Source organism: Rhodoferax sp., from assembly GCF_044236835.1.
In the GTDB taxonomy this organism is placed as follows: domain Bacteria; phylum Pseudomonadota; class Gammaproteobacteria; order Burkholderiales; family Burkholderiaceae_C; genus Allorhodoferax.
The window spans coordinates 43,730-59,581 of the sequence record NZ_JBIIGC010000005.1; the positions used below are offsets into that span (position 1 = coordinate 43,730).

Below are 15,852 nucleotides of genomic sequence, written 5' to 3' on the forward strand. Positions count from 1 at the left end.
CAGCGTGCACCAGCGCGTTCACTTCATAAGGATTTCCATGAGTAAAACATTCGACGTCATCGTCATCGGCGGCGGTCCCGGTGGCTACATCGCTGCCATCCGGGCGGCGCAGCTCGGTTTCAACACCGCGTGCATTGACGCGTGGAAGAACGAGAAGGGCGGTCCTGCGCCCGGTGGCACCTGCACCAACGTGGGCTGCATCCCCAGCAAGGCACTGCTGCAGTCCAGCGAGCACTTTGACCAAGCCAACCACCACTTCGCCGAGCATGGCATTGAGGTGAAAGGCGTGGCCATCGATGTCGCCAAAATGATCGCCCGCAAGAACACGGTGGTGAAGCAAAACAACGACGGCATCTTGTACCTGTTCAAGAAAAACAAGATCGCGTTTTTTCACGGGCTGGGCGCGTTTGCCAAGGCGACCGACGCTGGCTACGAGATTGTGGTCAGCGGCGCGACAGAAGAGACCATCACCGGCAAGCACATCATCGTAGCCACCGGGTCGAACGCGCGTGCCTTGCCCGGTGCACCGTTTGACGAGGTGAACATCCTGTCCAACGATGGTGCGCTCAACATCGCCGCGGTGCCGAAAACGCTGGGCCTGATTGGCTCCGGCGTGATTGGCCTGGAGATGGGTTCAGTCTGGCGCCGGCTGGGCGCCGAAGTCACCATCTTGGAGGGTTTGCCAACTTTCTTGGGTGCAGTCGATGAACAGGTTGCCAAAGAAGCGCACAAGGCGTTCACCAAACAAGGCCTGAAGATCGAGCTGGGCGTGAAAGTCGGCGATATCAAGTCCAGCAAAAAAGGCGTCTCGGTGGCCTACACAAACGCCAAGGGCGAGGCGCAGTCGCTGGACGTGGACAAGTTGATCGTCTCCATCGGGCGGGTGCCAAACACCACAGGTTTGAACGCGCAGGCGGTGGGCCTCAAGCTCGACGAGCGCGGTGCCATTGAGGTCGATTCGGATTGCAAAACCAACCTGCCCAACGTCTGGGCGGTGGGCGATGTGGTGCGCGGGCCCATGCTGGCGCACAAGGCCGAAGAAGAAGGCGTGGCGGTAGCTGAGCGCATTGCTGGCCAGCACGGGCATGTCAATTTCAACACCGTGCCTTGGGTGATCTACACCAGCCCTGAAATTGCCTGGGTGGGCCAGACCGAACAGCAGCTCAAGGCCAGCGGCCGTGCCTACAAGGCGGGCTCGTTCCCCTTCCTGGCCAACGGCCGGGCGCGTGCTTTGGGGGACACCACCGGTTTTGTGAAGTTTTTGGCTGATGCAAGCACCGACGAGATTCTGGGCGTGCACATCGTGGGACCGCAGGCCAGCGAGCTGATCGCCGAGGCGGTGGTGGCCATGGAATTCAAGGCCAGCGCCGAGGACATTGCCCGCATTTGTCATGCCCATCCGTCCTTGAGCGAAGCCACCAAGGAAGCCGCTTTGGCGGTGGACAAACGCACACTGAACTTCTAGGCACCAAGCCAGTGTCCGCAAGCGTCCAACAGACGTACGAGGCGGAGCTAGCCAGCCGCGGGTATGTCGCGGATCCGGCGCAGTTGCGGGCGGTGGAAGCGTTGGATCGCTGCGCCAGCGAGTGGGCGCAGTACAAGGTCAAGCGCTCGAACGCGTTCAAGAAGCTGATTAACCACCCGGACATTCCGCGCGGCGTGTACATGTACGGTGGGGTCGGGCGGGGCAAAAGCTTTTTGATGGATTGCTTCTACAACGCAGTTCCGCTCAAGCGCAAGACGCGGCTGCATTTTCATGAGTTCATGCGTGAGGTGCACCGGGAGTTGGCGGATTTGCAAGGCACCGCCAACCCACTGGACGTGTTGGGCCAGCGCATGGCAGAGCGCTACAAGCTGATCTGTTTCGACGAGTTCCACGTGGCCGACATCACCGACGCCATGATCCTGCACCGGCTGCTAAGCGCGCTGTTTGCCAACGGGGTGGGGCTGGTAACGACATCAAATTTCAAACCTGACGACCTCTACCCTAATGGGCTGCACCGTGACCGTATCTTGCCCGCGATTGCGCTGCTGAACGCACAGCTGGAGGTCCTCAGCGTGGACAATGGCACAGATTACCGTAGTCGCACGATGGACGCTGTCCAGCTGTACCACACGCCCTTGGGTCCGCAAGCGGATGCGGCCATGATGAAGGCTTTTGATGCCCTGGCCGAGCAACAGGATGACGACCCGGTGCTGCACATTGAATCGCGACAGATTCGTGCCTGGCGGCGGGCTGGCGGGGTGGTGTGGTTCAACTTCAAAACGCTGTGTGGCGGCCCGCGTTCGCAAAATGACTATCTGGAGTTGGCCTCGCAGTTTCACACCGTTTTTTTGAGCGACGTGCCCCACATGCCAGTGCGGATGGCGTCCGAGGCGCGCCGCTTCACCTGGCTTGTGGATGTGCTGTACGACCGACGGGTCAAGCTGATCGTGTCGGCCGAGGTACGTCCGGAGGATCTCTACACCGAGGGGCCGATGGTGCATGAGTTTCCACGCACTGTGTCGCGCCTTAACGAAATGCAGTCCAAGGCGTACATTGCGCAGGAGCGCCGCTTGGTGGATACCCGCCTGACATGATGTGGCGAGGCTTCGCGTTGGCCATGTTGCTGGTGTCGCAGGTCGCCAGCGGTCAGAGCGTCCCGCCTGCGGTCCCATCGGATCCCGCAGTTGAGCGTGAGCGCATTGCCCAGACTAGGCAGCAGGTCTCTGCGCAGTTCGATGCCGAGCGACAGGCATGTTTCCAGCGGTTTGCGGTGAATTCTTGCCTTGCCGACGTTGCCGCGCGGCGGAGAAGCGCAGTGGGTGTGCTGCAGCACCAAGAGCACGCGATCAGCCAAGAGCAGCGAGCGCAGCGCGCTGCACACCGTGTTCGTGTCAACGAGGACAAGGCACGTGCGCGCCAAGCGCGTGACTCGGAAGGCGCGGCAGCTGAGTAAGTAGCGCTGGCGGCGTTCGCAAGGATGAGCCCATCCGAAGCCGCTGCGGCTTTGGCCAAGCCGGCGCCGGTGCCTTCATGAAAGGAGCGGTCACTCCAATGGCTGGAGCTTCACAATCACTAACGAGAGGTTGTCGCCCACGCCGCGTGCGCGGGTGCGAGCCTTGCCAATCAGTAGTTCGCTAGCTTCCCGGGGTGTGGAGTCGGCCAGGATTCGACCCATTTCTTCGTTCTTGAAGTAGTGCCATACCCCATCAGTGCAGGCCATAAGCACGTCGCCGGGCACAAGTTTTGTGACGGTGTGGTGGGACACGGGTGGGTCGTTTTCCATGCCAAGGCAACCCAACAGAACGTTGGACTGGGGGTGCACTGCAGCCTGTGCCTCAGTGAGTTCGCCGCGGTCTACCAAAGCTTGCACATACGAGTGGTCCGCGGTGCGGTGGACCAAAACTCCGGTGCGGAAGTGGTAGATCCTGGAGTCACCCGTGTGGGCCCAGTGGCTGTCACCCGCAGGGTTGACCAGGAATGCGGCCAAGGTGCTGTGAGGCTCTTCTTCCGCCGAGATAGCGGTGAGCTTGATGATTCGATGCGCTTCATATGTGATCTGCTGCAGCATGGCGCGCGGATCGTCACCGTGCGGGTCGTAGCGCTCAAACAATTGGCGGGCGCTCAACATCACTTGGTCCGATGCCTTGCGCCCCCCACTTCGCCCACCCATCCCATCGGCAACGACCGCCAAGAGGCAACCACTGTGCCGGGTGTGCTGAATAAGTGCAACCTGGTCTTGCTGGTAGTCCCGATCGCCTTTGTGGATGCCGGTGGCGGCAGTAAGTCGGTATCCTGTGGCCATGTGCTTCTAGTTGGGTGCCTCGCGCAGGACAATGCGCTCAAGTTCATCAGTCTACCTCCCATCCATCGATGCATTACCAGTTCCACCACGCCACGCCACGCTGCCGTGCCAGCGCGCCCGCTCTGGCCTGCGTCTATGGGGCGGATAGCGCCGTGCCAAACCCCCGCAGACCGCTTGCTGGATGTGAGAGTAGATGATGGACTTCGAAGCGCGCGTTACTGAGTTTTTCGAACCCGGCGGAGCCCTGTCCCAATCCGTGCCGCAGTACCAGCCCCGTGCGGGACAGATCGAAATGGCTGGCGCGGTGGCACGCACCATCGAAGCGGGCGGGGTGCTGGTGGTAGAGGCTGGCACTGGTATCGGCAAGACCTATGCCTACCTCGTGCCAGCGCTGATGAGTGGCCAACGGGTCATGGTGTCGACCGCAACCAAGGCCTTGCAAGACCAGCTTTTTGCACACGACTTGCCGCGTTTGACTGATGTCTTGAACCTGCCAATGAAAATGGCGCTGCTCAAAGGGCGAAGCAGTTATCTGTGTCTGGACCGTCTCGCCCGAAACGTAACAGAGCAGCCGCTCCAGGGCGCGGCGGTCGCCCAGTTGGCCCGCGTGCAAATCTGGGCCAAGTCCACGCAGACCGGCGATTTGTCCGAGGTCGCTGGTCTGGAGGAGGCCCCACATTGGCTGCCGACAATTACCTCCACCCGAGACAACTGCTTGGGGGGGCGTTGCAGCGAGGCCGAGCGTTGTTTTGTCAACCGGGCGCGCCGGGAGGCACTGGCTGCAGACCTGGTTGTGGTCAACCACCACCTGTTTTTTGCTGACTTGCAAGTGCGTGAGTCAGGTGTGGCAGAGCTCCTGCCTCATATGGCATGCGTGGTGTTTGATGAGGCGCACCAGCTCAACGAAATCGGTGTCCAGTTTTTGGGGATGCATATTGGCAGTGCGCAGCTTGAAAGCTTGGGTGCCGACGTGCTGCAGCTCACCCAAGCGCAGGCGCGTGGCTGGGCCGATTGGCAGGGGCTGACGCAGGCTGTTCGCAACAACGCCAATGATTTACGGGTGTATGGCGGGCGCTTTCGCGCTGGCAAAGTGCCCTGGGACGCCTTTGTTTCCGACGTGGTTGGGCAGCAATTGCTGCAGGCGTGTGCGCACGCGCTGCAGGCGATGGGCCAAGCGCTCGAGGGCGTGGCGCAGGCCACGGCGGAGTTGCAGTCGATGCGCAAGCGTTGCCAGACCTTTGAGGATGGCGTGACTGCTTTGTGCCGACCCTGTGCGCCAGGGGTGGCGCGTTGGATGGAGGTGGGTACGCAACTAAGGTGGGTGGAGGCGCCTCTCACCATTGCTGCCGCGATGCACGCGTGCGTTCAGAGCGGCGGCTCCCAAAGGTCTTGGGTGTTTACATCGGCCACACTGGGGCACGACCACGATCTTTCGTGGTTTGTCGGAAGCTGTGGTCTACAGGGCGCCCAGGTGTTGCGCTTGGAGAGCCCGTTCGATTACGCCCGACAAGCCCGGCTTTACTTACCGACCGATTTGCCGCAACCGGCCCATCCTGGTCACAGTGCGGCGGTGGCTGAAATGGCGTTCTCCGGTGCGTTGGTATTGGGCGGACGCACCATGGTCCTCACCACCAGTTTGCGCGCCATGCATACCGTTGGCGATGTATTGACCAATTTGTGTGCGCAGCATGGAGCTCTGGAGGTGCTGGTGCAGGGCCAGATGCCCAAGCGTCTGTTGTTGGAACGCTTTGCCCAAAGCGACGTGGGCACGTATGGGGGTAAACAGCCGGGTTGTGTTTTGGTGGCGTCGGTGTCTTTCTGGGAAGGCATAGACGTTCCCGGTAATGCCCTGCAACTGCTGGTGATCGACAAGCTGCCGTTCAGTCCGCCGGACGATCCGATGCACCAGGCACGCGGCGCTTCCTTACAGGCTGAGGGCAAAAATGCATTCAAGCACTTGCACCTGCCCCAGGCCGCTGTGGCCCTCAAGCAGGGAGCGGGACGCTTAATTCGCAGGGAGACTGACCAGGGCGTGCTGGTGGTGTGCGATGTTCGACTCGCACGTAGCAGCTACTCCAAACTGCTTCTGTCAGCACTGCCACCCATGGCGCGCTTGTCCGGCCACGCGGCCTTTATCACCCACTTGGCTGACATCACCAAAGCTTCCACCATGGATCGGTGTTTGGACGGCCTCCCAGCGTCAGAAACTGGGTCTTGGGATAACTAGACAGCAACACGCGCTTTGCGTCGTCACGCAGTGACGCCATGCCCAACGCGTCATACGACTTGTAAACAATAAAGAGCGCTTCCTCGAGGGCCGGAACTTCACGGTAGTCAGCAATCGCAGTTTGCGCCCGATTGATAGCCGCAAGGTAGGCGCCTCGGCGGTAGTAGTAGCGGGCCACATGCACCTCGTACTGCGCCAGCGAGCCAACGATGTAAGTCATGCGCTGGCTGGCATCCTGGGCGTAGGGCGATTCAGGAAAACGGGTGACCAACTCACGGAAGGATTCAAACGCTTCTTTGGAGGCTTTTTGGTCGCGCTCGGAGAGGTCTTGGCGCGAAATCGCAGAGAACATGCCCAGGTCGTCGTTAAAGTTGATCAGTCCTTGAAGGTACAGCGCATAGTCCATGGCTGGGCTGGCGGGATGCAACTTCATAAAGCGTTCCAGGGTCGCGAGTGCTTGCGCGACTTCGCCGGACTTGTGGTGTGCAAATGCCTTGTCCAATTGGGCCTGCTGAGCCAGCGGTGTGCCTGCGGCGCGGGCCTCGAGTTTCTCGAGGTAGGGGATGGCCTTGTCCCACTGATTCCCGTCCATCAGCTCCTTCGCCTCTGAATACAGCGCCTTAGGACTCATACCAATGGTCTTGTCCTCGGTGACGGTCGAGCAACCCACCAAAAACACGGTGCACGCCAAAAGCGGCGTCGCACAAACAACGGATAATTTGACACCCATGGTGGAACCACTTTCTTGAAACAAGCCGAAGAAATTATATCGACCGTGCTTGTAGAGGCTGCTTCGGACTTTGGCGAAGAGATCGCGCCGCTGACTGAAACACGGTGTATTGCGGTACCTGTTGCCCGCCACGGCGAACGGCTGGACAAGGCCGTGCTCGATGTCGCCTCGGAGTTCTCACGCAGCTACCTGCAGCAGCTCATCGAAGAGGGTCTTGTTGCCCTCAACGGTTTGGTCACTACTAAGGTGGCAACCAAGGTCAAGGCAGGGGACCAACTCTGCATTGAGCTACGTGAGACCCCTCAAAGTCAAGCCTTCAAGCCGGAGCCCATTGCGCTAGACGTGGTCTACGAAGATGCCGATTTGGTGGTGATCAACAAGCCAGCGGGTCTCGTGGTGCACCCCGCGCCAGGCCATTGGAGCGGAACCTTGCTCAATGGACTGTTGGCCTACCACCCGGACTTCCTAGCGGTTCCACGTGCAGGCATCGTGCACCGGCTTGACAAAGACACCAGTGGCCTGATGGTGGTGGCCCGTAACCGCTTTTCCATGGAGGCTTTGGTCAAAGGCATTGCTCAGAGGGCTGTTTCGCGCCAGTACCTTGCCTTGGCCCAAGGCACATGGTCGAACCAGCCTTTGGTCACGAGTGAGGCGCCCATTGGCCGTGACCCGCGCAATCGGTTGCGCATGGCAGCGGTAGATTTAGCCCAGCACGCGGGCAAGGCCGCCAAAACCGACTTCGTTCGATTGGGGCAAGCCCCGGGGCACTGCCTGCTGCGCTGCATCCTGCACACCGGCCGGACCCATCAGATTCGAGTGCATCTATCGTCCTTAGGCCACCCCTTGGTGGCTGATGCTACCTATGGCGGCGCTGCGGGCCTGGGCATGGTTCGGCAAGCGCTGCACGCAGTCCAACTGGGCTTTGCGCACCCCCGTACCGGATTGCCACTGATTTTTCAGGCGGAGTTACCGCAGGACCTGCGCAATGCGCTCGACCAACTGGGGCTGCGATACAATGATTCTGTCTCTACCTTGACGCTCGCGCCGTCATCCGGCGCACCCTAGGCCCTGTGGACCTCTGCCGCATCAGCCACCCGAAGAATCTTGTGTGATCAGTTGCCCCGTTTGGGTGACGCCTCCGGAAATTGCCTGACTATGAACCTGGTGGACGCAAAGCGTGTCCTGGAGACCGCATTGATTTGCTCTCAGCAGCCCCTGCCGGTCCGGGATATGAGGGCGTTGTTTGACGACTCCGTCGGAGCTGACACCATCAAACAATTGCTCGAGGAGCTTCAGCTGGACTGGTCTGACAAGGGCGTGGAGTTGGTTGCTGTGGCCACCGGATGGCGCTTTCAGAGCCGAGCAGAAATGCGTGAGTATCTGGACCGGCTGCACCCTGAGAAGCCGCCCCGATACACGCGTGCGACCCTAGAAACCCTAGCCATCATCGCCTACCGCCAGCCTGTGACCCGTGGTGACATGGAAGATATTCGCGGCGTGGCCATCAGTTCGCTATTGATCAAGCAGCTTGAGGACCGTGGCTGGGTCGAGGTCATCGGACACCGGGAGTCGCCTGGGCGGCCCGCGCTGTACGCAACAACTCGAAGTTTTTTGGATGACTTGGGACTGCAGTCGCTGGACCAATTGCCCATGTTAGATGGACCCACATCGGACGACTTGACATTGGACTCGATGGTTAACAGCCTGCCTGATGCGTCCGATCCTTCGCCCGGTCCAGACCTGCAGGCCGATCACGCCACGCAAATGGATATACCCCTGGAGTTGGAGGGCGCGCAACAAGCTCCCCCCGTGGAGCCATGACCGACATGAATGACGCAGTTAACGAAGTCCCAGTTACCGATCCTACGGCGCCATCGGAGCAACCGCCAAGGCCTCCGACAACCGAGCAGTCCTCAACGCCCCTCCCCGTAGCAGAGACCAACAGATTTGTTGACGTCATCTCGGGCAGGTTTGATGCGGAAGAGGAACTGCCCGACGCGGCGGTGCCCAAGCGAGTTTTACAGCCTTTGGCCGAGACCCCCAAGCTGCACAAGGTACTGGCGCAAGCAGGCATGGGTTCGCGCTTAGAGATGGAGCAACTCATTTTGGAGGGCCGGATCTCTGTCAACAACGAACCCGCTCACATAGGCCAGCGTATCCAGTTTGGTGACAGTATCAAGGTTAATGGCAAGCCGATCAGGGTGCGCATCGACCCGCCGCCCGCCCGCGTCATCGCCTACCACAAGCCCGTAGGAGAAGTAGTCACCCATGACGACCCGCAAAACCGGCCCACTGTGTTTCGCCGCCTACCCAAGCTGCAGCACGGCAAGTGGCAGTCGGTTGGGCGTTTGGACATCAACACTGAAGGTTTGTTGCTGTTTACCAGTGCAGGTGAACTTGCGAATAACTTGATGCATCCCCGCTTCGGCCTAGAGCGCGAGTACGCGGTGCGTGTGCTGGGCGCCTTGAGTGCTGAAGAGAAAAGTGCGCTGTTGCATGGAGTTCAACTGGACGACGGCATGGCGCAGTTCGGCGCAATCGAAGACGGCGGCGGCGAAGGTGCCAACCACTGGTATCGCGTCACCATCTCCGAGGGCCGCAACCGGGAGGTGCGCCGCATGCTGGAGTCGGTGGGACATGCAGTGAGCCGCTTGATTCGGATTCGCTATGGCGCGATGGTGCTACCGCGCGGGCTCAAGCGCGGCGCTTGGATGGAGCTCGACGAGGCGGACATTCGCTCCCTGGTGCTTGCCGCTGGCGGGCGTACACACCACAAGGACCGAGCACAAGAGCACGGGACATCTGAGGGACGAGGTTCCAAGCGGCCGCCGCGGGGCAAGCGTGGGCCCTTGGGGAGCAATGGACCACGCGGCGCTGTCAGCCCCAGTGCGGGCGGCCCTAATTCAGCTCGGGCGCGCCCAGGGCGCGGTGGCGGCTGGGCCGATGCTGCGCAAGACCGCAGGCCTGGCGCCACCCAGCCCGACCCCATGAAGACGTCGCTGGGCTACATCGGTGCCGACAGCCTGACCCGCCAGCGCCGCGACAGCAACCAAGGCCCGCGGCCAGGAGGGAAAGCCACACGCCGTTCAGGGCGCGGACGGTAATGGGCCGATGCTAAACTCCAAGGCTTTGCTCAGGTGAGCAAAACTTTCACACCGAGACTTGGAAAAAATCACTATGACGATCGAACGTACCCTGTCAATCATCAAGCCCGACGCTGTAGCCAAAAACGTTATAGGCCAAATTTATGCACGTTTTGAAGCTGCCGGCTTGAAAGTGGTTGCATCCCGCATGGCGCATCTCTCTCGCGCCGAGGCAGAGGCCTTTTATGCGGTGCACAAGGCGCGCCCCTTTTTCAACGACTTGGTCAGTTTCATGGTCTCTGGTCCCGTGATGATCCAGGTATTGGAAGGCGAAAACGCGATTGCAAAAAACCGCGATCTGATGGGCGCAACCGACCCCAAGAAGGCTGCGCCTGGCACCATCCGCGCTGACTTCGCCGACAGCATAGACGCCAATGCGGTGCACGGCTCCGATGCCACCGAGACCGCAGCGCAGGAAGTCAGCTTCTTCTTCGCCGGCATGAACATCTACCCACGCTAGTGGTTTGCGATGGCGACCAACCTTCTGGATTACGACCTTGAGGGTTTGGCCGCGCTGTGCGACCGGCTGGGTGAGAAGCGGTTTCGCGCCACCCAGTTGTTCCGCTGGATTCATCAAAAGGGGGCCCGCCATTTTGATGACATGACGGACCTCGCCAAGTCACTTCGCTCCAAGCTAGCGGGCCAGTTTGAGATCCGCGCACTACCCGTTGTATCGGAACACATCTCAGCCGACGGAACCATCAAATGGTTGTTTGATGTGGGTTCGGGTGAAGCGGTGGAGGCTGTTTTCATCCCGGAGGCCGACCGGGCCACCCTGTGTATTTCATCGCAAGCGGGTTGCGCCGTGGGGTGCCGGTTTTGCTCTACCGGTCACCAAGGCTTCAGCCGCAATCTCACCGTGGGCGAAATCGTTTCCCAGCTGTGGTTTGCCGAGCATTTTTTAAGAAGGCATCTGTCCACCAACGAGCGGGTGATCTCCAATGTAGTCATGATGGGCATGGGCGAGCCGTTGCAAAACTACGCTGCGCTGGTCCCCGCGCTGCGGGTGATGCTTGACGACCACGGCTATGGCCTTTCGCGCAGGCGGGTCACGGTGTCCACCTCGGGTGTGGTGCCGATGATCGACCGGCTCGGTCAGGACTGCCCGGTGGCGCTCGCCGTATCTTTGCATGCACCCGACGACGCACTGCGCGACAGTTTGGTTCCACTTAACCGCAAGTATCCGCTTTCTGAGTTGTTGGCAGCGTGCCGGCGCTATCTTGCGTTTTCCCCGCGCGACTTTTTGACGCTGGAGTACTGCATGCTCGATGGCGTCAATGACACCCCGCAGCACGCCCGCGAACTCGTAGCTTTGCTCACGGCCGACCACCGTGGCACGCAATGGTGCAAGATCAACCTGATTCCATTCAACCCGTTTCCAGCGTCAGGCTTGAATCGCTCATCGTCCCCGGCCATTGTGGGTTTCGCCAAGGCCCTTTCGGACGCGGGTTTCGTGACGACGGTGCGCAAGACACGAGGTGATGACATCGACGCCGCTTGCGGCCAGTTGGCGGGCGATGTGCGCGATCGCACCAGTGTGCACCGCAGAATCTCGGTACAACGCAAGGTTGCGCTGGTACCTGTTGCTGGTACAGCCGCTGGCCAACCCGTAGGCGCAACAAGCAATGGCTGATGGAATGCCGCTTTGGATGATCTGGCGCTGGTGCATCGCCAGTTGTGTGCTCGGCGCCATTCTGTCGACGGCCGGCTGCAGTTCTGCGCCTGCCCAAGATCCGGTGGCGCCCACTGAGGCATTCACGGAATCGGATGTGCCAGAGGCTCGAAAGCGGGCAACGAACCGCCTGAACCTGGCAATCTTGTATTTTCAGGACGGAAAGAACAGCATTGCGCTGGACGAGGTCAAGCAGGCGATTGCGGTCGACCCCAATTGGTTCGAGCTTTACAACATGCGCGGGCTCATCCACATGCAATCCTCAGAGTTCGCCTTGGCCGACGCCAGTTTCCAAAGGGCGCTGTCCATCAACCCCAGCTCCTCTGAAGTCAAGCACAACTACGCTGTGCTGCTGTGCAAACTAAAACGCGTACCGGAGTCGATTGCGATGTTCCAGTCCGCGCTCGCCAACCCAGCATACGGGCAGGCCTCTAACAGCCTGATGGAATTGGGACTTTGCTATCTTGGAGCGGGGCGAAAGCGCGAGGCTGAGACCAGTTTTGTCCGCTCGATTGAGGTTAACGCCAGCAACTCCAGTTCCACCTACCACTTGGCTGCGCTTTTGTTCGAGCGGGGTGAACTGGTGCGGGCGCAGTTGTATTCTCGGCGCCTCAATAACAGCGAACGTGCCACAGCGGAGTCGCTTTGGCTCGGAATCAAAGTGGAGCGCCGGCTAGATAATCGTGAAGCGGTAAGTCAGCTCGCAGACCAATTGCGCAAGCGGTTTGCGCAGTCCCGTGAAGCCGCTGCTTTTGACAGGGGTGCATTTGATGAGTGAGCGTCTTTTGGCCCAGGCGACGCAAACTGAGGCCGTTTCTGGTCCGACGGCCGGTGGCTTGCTGCGCCAAGCTCGCGAGGCGTCTGGTCTGCATGTGGCTGCGCTGGCGGTTGCCTTGAAAGTTCCCGTTCGCAAGCTCGAGGCATTAGAGGCAGACCGGCTTGACTTGCTGCCCGACCCAGTGTTTGTTCGTGCGCTGGCGTCAAGCATGTGCCGAACCCTGAAGGTAGACCCGGCACCCATTTTGCGGCTCCTGCCCCAAACCACCCCCCCCCGCTTGGGTGTTGAGCAAGGTAGCTTGAATACTCCGTTTCGCGGAGCAGGTGAAGCCCGCAGCCCCGCGCTGGTAGGCTGGACGCGCAGGCCAGTGGTACTTGCGGTTGTGTTGCTGCTGGTGGGTGCCGCCGTCTTGTTGATGTACCCGAAATCGGTGCCTGATAGCGTTGTGGACGGGGTTGACACTGTCTTGGCGCGTGATGTCCCGCTGGTGGCGGGCTCCGCATCCAACGGTACGGTCTCAGAGCCGGCAGCTCCCGCTGCTGCTCCGATTGCTTTTGCGCCACCAGGTGCAGTCCCACTTGTTGCGGAAACCGTTGGAGCGGCCCTGGCTGCACCGGTGCAGTCCGTGTCGGTGCCGGTGCAGCCGGTTCCTGTTGTATCCGCCGCACCGGGCGGCCCGTTGCCGGGCGTGCTGGTCCTGCGCTCCAAGGGCGAAGCTTGGGTGGAGGTCGTGGACGCTCAGGGCCAGGTGCAGGTTAGACGTACCTTGGCACCTGGTGAGTCGGCGGCCGTATCTGGTCCACTGCCCCTGTCCGTGGTGGTTGGACGCGCCGATGTGACCGAGGTAGAGATTCGCGGCAAGGCCTTCAGCCTGGACGCCATTGCCAAAAGTAACGTTGCGCGCTTCGAGGTGAAATGATGCAAACCGACATGCCTATTGAGTTGGCCACGCCGCAAACCCGGCGCTCCTTGACCGCCAATGTGTCCTGGGGCGGAAAGACCGTGACTGTCGGTGGCGGTGCACCGGTGCGTGTGCAGTCGATGACCAATACCGACACCGAGGACGCGGTGGGCACGGCCATCCAGGTCAAAGAACTGGCATTGGCCGGGTCGGAGCTGGTGCGCATCACGGTCAACACCCCCGAAGCGGCCAAGGCGGTGCCCTACATCCGTGAGCAACTTGACCGCATGGGCATCGAAGTCCCCCTGATTGGCGACTTCCACTTCAATGGGCACCGTCTGCTCACCGAGTATCCCGACTGCGCCCAGGCGCTTTCTAAGTACCGCATCAACCCAGGCAATGTGGGTAAGGGTGACAAGCGGGACCGCCAGTTTGGCCAGATGATCGAGGCGGCCATGCGCTGGAACAAGGCCATCCGAATCGGTGTGAACTGGGGCAGCCTCGACCAAGAGCTGCTGGCTTCCATGATGGACGCCAACAGCAAGCGCGCGGTGCCCTGGGATGCCAAGCCGGTGATGTACGAGGCACTGATTACCTCGGCTATCGAATCCGCCAAGCGGGCAGAAGAGATGGGCCTGGCCGCCAACCAAATCATGTTGTCCTGCAAAGTCAGCGGGGTGCGTGACCTGATTGCGGTGTACCGCGAACTGGCCCAACGCTGCAACTACGCCTTACACCTTGGGCTCACCGAAGCGGGCATGGGCACCAAGGGCACGGTCGCCTCCACGGCGGCGCTCTCCGTCCTGTTGCAAGAGGGCATTGGCGACACCATTCGCGTTTCGCTCACCCCGGACCCGACCGAATCGCGCACCCAAGAGGTCATCATTGCTTCCGAAATCTTGCAGGCTCTGGGTCTGCGCACCTTTGTTCCCAGCGTGACCGCTTGCCCGGGTTGTGGCCGCACCACCAGTACCACGTTCCAAGAGCTGACCAAGCAAATCGACGATTTTTTGCGCTCGCAAATGCCAGTGTGGCGCGAGGCTTACCCGGGCGTGGAACACCTCAAAGTGGCGGTCATGGGCTGTATCGTGAATGGCCCGGGCGAGAGCAAGCATGCAGACATCGGCATTAGCCTGCCCGGCACCGGCGAGGCACCGGCGGCTCCTGTGTTCATTGATGGTGAGAAGCGCATGACGCTGCGCGGCGACAATATCGCAGGCGAGTTCCAGTCGGTGGTGGAGAACTACATCGCGCAACGCTTCGGCGGCGCTGGCCAAAAAGCGCCAGCCTGAGAGACCCATGGAAGAGAAGAAAACATCGCCCAAGGCGGAGAAACTGTTCGCCGTCAAGGGCATGAACGACATCCTGCCGCCCGACTCCGGGCGCTGGGAGGCCCTGGAAGACCAGGTGCGCCGCTTGATGCGGCGTTACGCTTACGAGAATGTGCGCACGCCCATCGTCGAGCCCACCGCACTTTTTGTGCGCGGTTTGGGCCAAGTCACCGATATCGTCGAGAAGGAGATGTATTCCTTCGTGGACCGGCTCAACGGCGAGGCTCTGACCCTTCGCCCTGAAAACACCGCAGGCGTGGTCCGCGCCGCGGTGGAGCATGCGCTTTTGTACAACGGCCCCAAGCGCCTGTTCTACATCGGCCCGATGTTCCGCCACGAGCGACCCCAGCGTGGCCGCTACCGGCAGTTCCACCAGATTGGTGCCGAAGCCTTGGGCTTCTCTGGCGGTGAGGTGGATGCGGAACTCATTCTGATGGCCCACGCACTTTGGAAAGAACTGGGTTTGACCGACGTGGCCCTGCAAATCAACAGCCTCGGCCAACCCGATGAGCGCAAGATGCACCGGGACGCACTGGTTGCGCACTTCGATCAGCACCACAACGTCCTGGATGAGGAGGCCAAGCGGCGGCTTCACCTGAACCCTTTGCGTTTGCTGGACAGCAAGAACCCTGCAATGCAGACTGTCATTGAAGCCGCCCCGAGGCTGATCGACTTCTTGGGCGCCGCGTCCAAGGCCCACCTGGCCACGGTCACTGCCATCCTCGACGCCAACGGCGTGGCCTACACCATCAATCCGCGTTTGGTGCGCGGCATGGACTACTACAACCTCACGGTGTTCGAGTTCGTCACCACCCAGTTGGGCGCGCAAGGCACTATTTGCGCTGGTGGCCGCTACGACTACTTGATGGAACAAGTCGGCGGCAAACCCACGCCGGCAGTGGGTTGGGCCATGGGTGTGGAGCGGGTGCTTGACATCCTGAAGTCCCAGGGCAGTGCGCAGTCTTTGCCACTACCCGATGCCTACGCCATCGTGCCCGACGCGCAGGCCCTGCCGGCGGCGATGGTGTGCCTGCAAGCGCTGCGCGAAGCGGGCGCCAGTGTTCTGATGCATGCATCCACACCGGACGGGCTGGCCAGCATCAAGTCGCAATTCAAACGTGCAGACAGCAGCGGCGCGCGCTACGCACTGGTATTCGGCGCGGACGAGATGGCGCTTGGAGAAGTCACCGTCAAGCCTTTGCGTGAGCCCGATGCGCCCCAGGTGCGCCGCCCGCTTGGCCAAGCTGCGCAGTGGGCGCACAGCCTACAATCCCCCGCCTAA

General features: G+C 60.9%; 14 protein-coding genes and 1 pseudogene. 13 read left to right on the forward strand and 2 right to left on the reverse strand.

Annotated elements, in window-relative coordinates:
• The first annotated feature begins 37 nt into the window (after positions 1-37).
• Genes lpdA through ACILRC_RS05150 form a run of 3 tightly spaced genes read left to right on the forward strand, consistent with a single transcriptional unit; the run spans position 38 to position 2,939 of the window.
• Complete coding sequence (lpdA, locus tag ACILRC_RS05140) at positions 38-1,465, forward strand: dihydrolipoyl dehydrogenase (protein WP_395668285.1); 1,428 nt, start codon at positions 38-40, stop codon at positions 1,463-1,465.
• An 11-nt stretch (positions 1,466-1,476) separates the two neighbouring features.
• Positions 1,477-2,580 (forward strand): cell division protein ZapE, encoded by a 1,104-nt coding sequence (gene zapE / locus ACILRC_RS05145; protein ID WP_395668286.1) that lies wholly within the window; start codon positions 1,477-1,479, stop codon positions 2,578-2,580.
• Positions 2,577-2,939 carry a hypothetical protein gene (locus ACILRC_RS05150; protein WP_395668287.1) on the forward strand — a complete coding sequence of 121 codons (363 nt, stop codon included), beginning with the start codon at positions 2,577-2,579 and terminating at the stop codon, positions 2,937-2,939. The genes zapE and ACILRC_RS05150 overlap by 4 nt, the downstream gene beginning before the upstream one ends.
• A gap of 90 nt (positions 2,940-3,029) precedes the next feature.
• On the opposite strand, the gene ACILRC_RS05155 is transcribed toward ACILRC_RS05150, so the two are convergent.
• Positions 3,030-3,788, reverse strand: coding sequence for a PP2C family protein-serine/threonine phosphatase (locus ACILRC_RS05155; protein WP_395668288.1), 759 nt, complete (start codon positions 3,786-3,788; stop codon positions 3,030-3,032).
• Between the two features lie 193 nt (positions 3,789-3,981).
• Here ACILRC_RS05155 and ACILRC_RS05160 point away from each other — a divergent pair, with 193 nt between their 5' ends.
• On the forward strand, positions 3,982-6,015 hold the full coding sequence (locus tag ACILRC_RS05160) for an ATP-dependent DNA helicase (protein WP_395668289.1): 2,034 nt from the start codon (positions 3,982-3,984) through the stop codon (positions 6,013-6,015).
• Here the strand turns inward: ACILRC_RS05160 and ACILRC_RS05165 are convergent.
• Positions 5,942-6,745 (reverse strand): outer membrane protein assembly factor BamD, encoded by an 804-nt coding sequence (locus tag ACILRC_RS05165; protein ID WP_395668290.1) that lies wholly within the window; start codon positions 6,743-6,745, stop codon positions 5,942-5,944. The genes ACILRC_RS05160 and ACILRC_RS05165 overlap by 74 nt on opposite strands.
• 15 nt (positions 6,746-6,760) lie before the next feature.
• Here ACILRC_RS05165 and ACILRC_RS05170 point away from each other — a divergent pair, with 15 nt between their 5' ends.
• The 9 genes and pseudogenes from ACILRC_RS05170 (at position 6,761) to hisS (ending at position 15,852) form a co-directional block, all read left to right on the forward strand.
• Entirely contained in the window at positions 6,761-7,810 is a 1,050-nt protein-coding gene (locus tag ACILRC_RS05170) for an RluA family pseudouridine synthase (RefSeq protein ID WP_395668291.1), read from the forward strand.
• A gap of 90 nt (positions 7,811-7,900) precedes the next feature.
• Entirely contained in the window at positions 7,901-8,566 is a 666-nt protein-coding gene (scpB, locus tag ACILRC_RS05175) for an SMC-Scp complex subunit ScpB (protein WP_395668292.1), read from the forward strand.
• Positions 8,476-9,849 (forward strand): annotated as a pseudogene (locus tag ACILRC_RS05180) (pseudouridine synthase); the annotation flags it as partial. The gene scpB and the pseudogene ACILRC_RS05180, both read left to right, overlap by 91 nt.
• 73 nt (positions 9,850-9,922) lie before the next feature.
• Positions 9,923-10,348 carry a nucleoside-diphosphate kinase gene (gene ndk / locus ACILRC_RS05185; RefSeq protein ID WP_395668293.1) on the forward strand — a complete coding sequence of 142 codons (426 nt, stop codon included), beginning with the start codon at positions 9,923-9,925 and terminating at the stop codon, positions 10,346-10,348.
• Positions 10,349-10,357: 9 nt separating this feature from the next.
• On the forward strand, positions 10,358-11,521 hold the full coding sequence (rlmN, locus tag ACILRC_RS05190) for a 23S rRNA (adenine(2503)-C(2))-methyltransferase RlmN (protein ID WP_395668294.1): 1,164 nt from the start codon (positions 10,358-10,360) through the stop codon (positions 11,519-11,521).
• A complete protein-coding gene (gene pilW / locus ACILRC_RS05195; RefSeq protein ID WP_395668295.1) occupies positions 11,514-12,338 on the forward strand; it encodes a type IV pilus biogenesis/stability protein PilW in 825 nt (274 codons plus the stop codon). Before rlmN ends, pilW begins: the two co-directional genes overlap by 8 nt.
• On the forward strand, positions 12,331-13,257 hold the full coding sequence (locus ACILRC_RS05200; RefSeq protein WP_395668296.1) for a helix-turn-helix domain-containing protein: 927 nt from the start codon (positions 12,331-12,333) through the stop codon (positions 13,255-13,257). Before pilW ends, ACILRC_RS05200 begins: the two co-directional genes overlap by 8 nt.
• Positions 13,257-14,531, forward strand: a complete 1,275-nt coding sequence (gene ispG / locus ACILRC_RS05205; RefSeq protein WP_395668297.1) for a flavodoxin-dependent (E)-4-hydroxy-3-methylbut-2-enyl-diphosphate synthase — start codon at positions 13,257-13,259, stop codon at positions 14,529-14,531. Before ACILRC_RS05200 ends, ispG begins: the two co-directional genes overlap by 1 nt.
• Positions 14,532-14,538: 7 nt before the next feature.
• Positions 14,539-15,852, forward strand: a complete 1,314-nt coding sequence (gene hisS, locus ACILRC_RS05210) for a histidine--tRNA ligase (RefSeq protein ID WP_395668298.1) — start codon at positions 14,539-14,541, stop codon at positions 15,850-15,852.

Excerpts from the sequence above, each read along its gene's own strand:
- ispG (WP_395668297.1), top strand. The coding sequence starts at position 13,257 with ATGCAAACCGACATGCCTATTGAGTTGGCCACGCCGCAAACCCGGCGC.
- lpdA (WP_395668285.1), top strand. The coding sequence starts at position 38 with ATGAGTAAAACATTCGACGTCATCGTCATCGGCGGCGGTCCCGGTGGC.
- pilW (WP_395668295.1), top strand. The coding sequence starts at position 11,514 with ATGGCTGATGGAATGCCGCTTTGGATGATCTGGCGCTGGTGCATCGCC.
- scpB (WP_395668292.1), top strand. The coding sequence starts at position 7,901 with ATGAACCTGGTGGACGCAAAGCGTGTCCTGGAGACCGCATTGATTTGC.
- ACILRC_RS05160 (WP_395668289.1), top strand. The coding sequence starts at position 3,982 with ATGATGGACTTCGAAGCGCGCGTTACTGAGTTTTTCGAACCCGGCGGA.
- ACILRC_RS05200 (WP_395668296.1), top strand. The coding sequence starts at position 12,331 with ATGAGTGAGCGTCTTTTGGCCCAGGCGACGCAAACTGAGGCCGTTTCT.
- hisS (WP_395668298.1), top strand. The coding sequence starts at position 14,539 with ATGGAAGAGAAGAAAACATCGCCCAAGGCGGAGAAACTGTTCGCCGTC.
- ACILRC_RS05165 (WP_395668290.1), bottom strand. The coding sequence starts at position 6,745 with ATGGGTGTCAAATTATCCGTTGTTTGTGCGACGCCGCTTTTGGCGTGC.
- ndk (WP_395668293.1), top strand. The coding sequence starts at position 9,923 with ATGACGATCGAACGTACCCTGTCAATCATCAAGCCCGACGCTGTAGCC.
- ACILRC_RS05150 (WP_395668287.1), top strand. The coding sequence starts at position 2,577 with ATGATGTGGCGAGGCTTCGCGTTGGCCATGTTGCTGGTGTCGCAGGTC.
- rlmN (WP_395668294.1), top strand. The coding sequence starts at position 10,358 with ATGGCGACCAACCTTCTGGATTACGACCTTGAGGGTTTGGCCGCGCTG.
- ACILRC_RS05155 (WP_395668288.1), bottom strand. The coding sequence starts at position 3,788 with ATGGCCACAGGATACCGACTTACTGCCGCCACCGGCATCCACAAAGGC.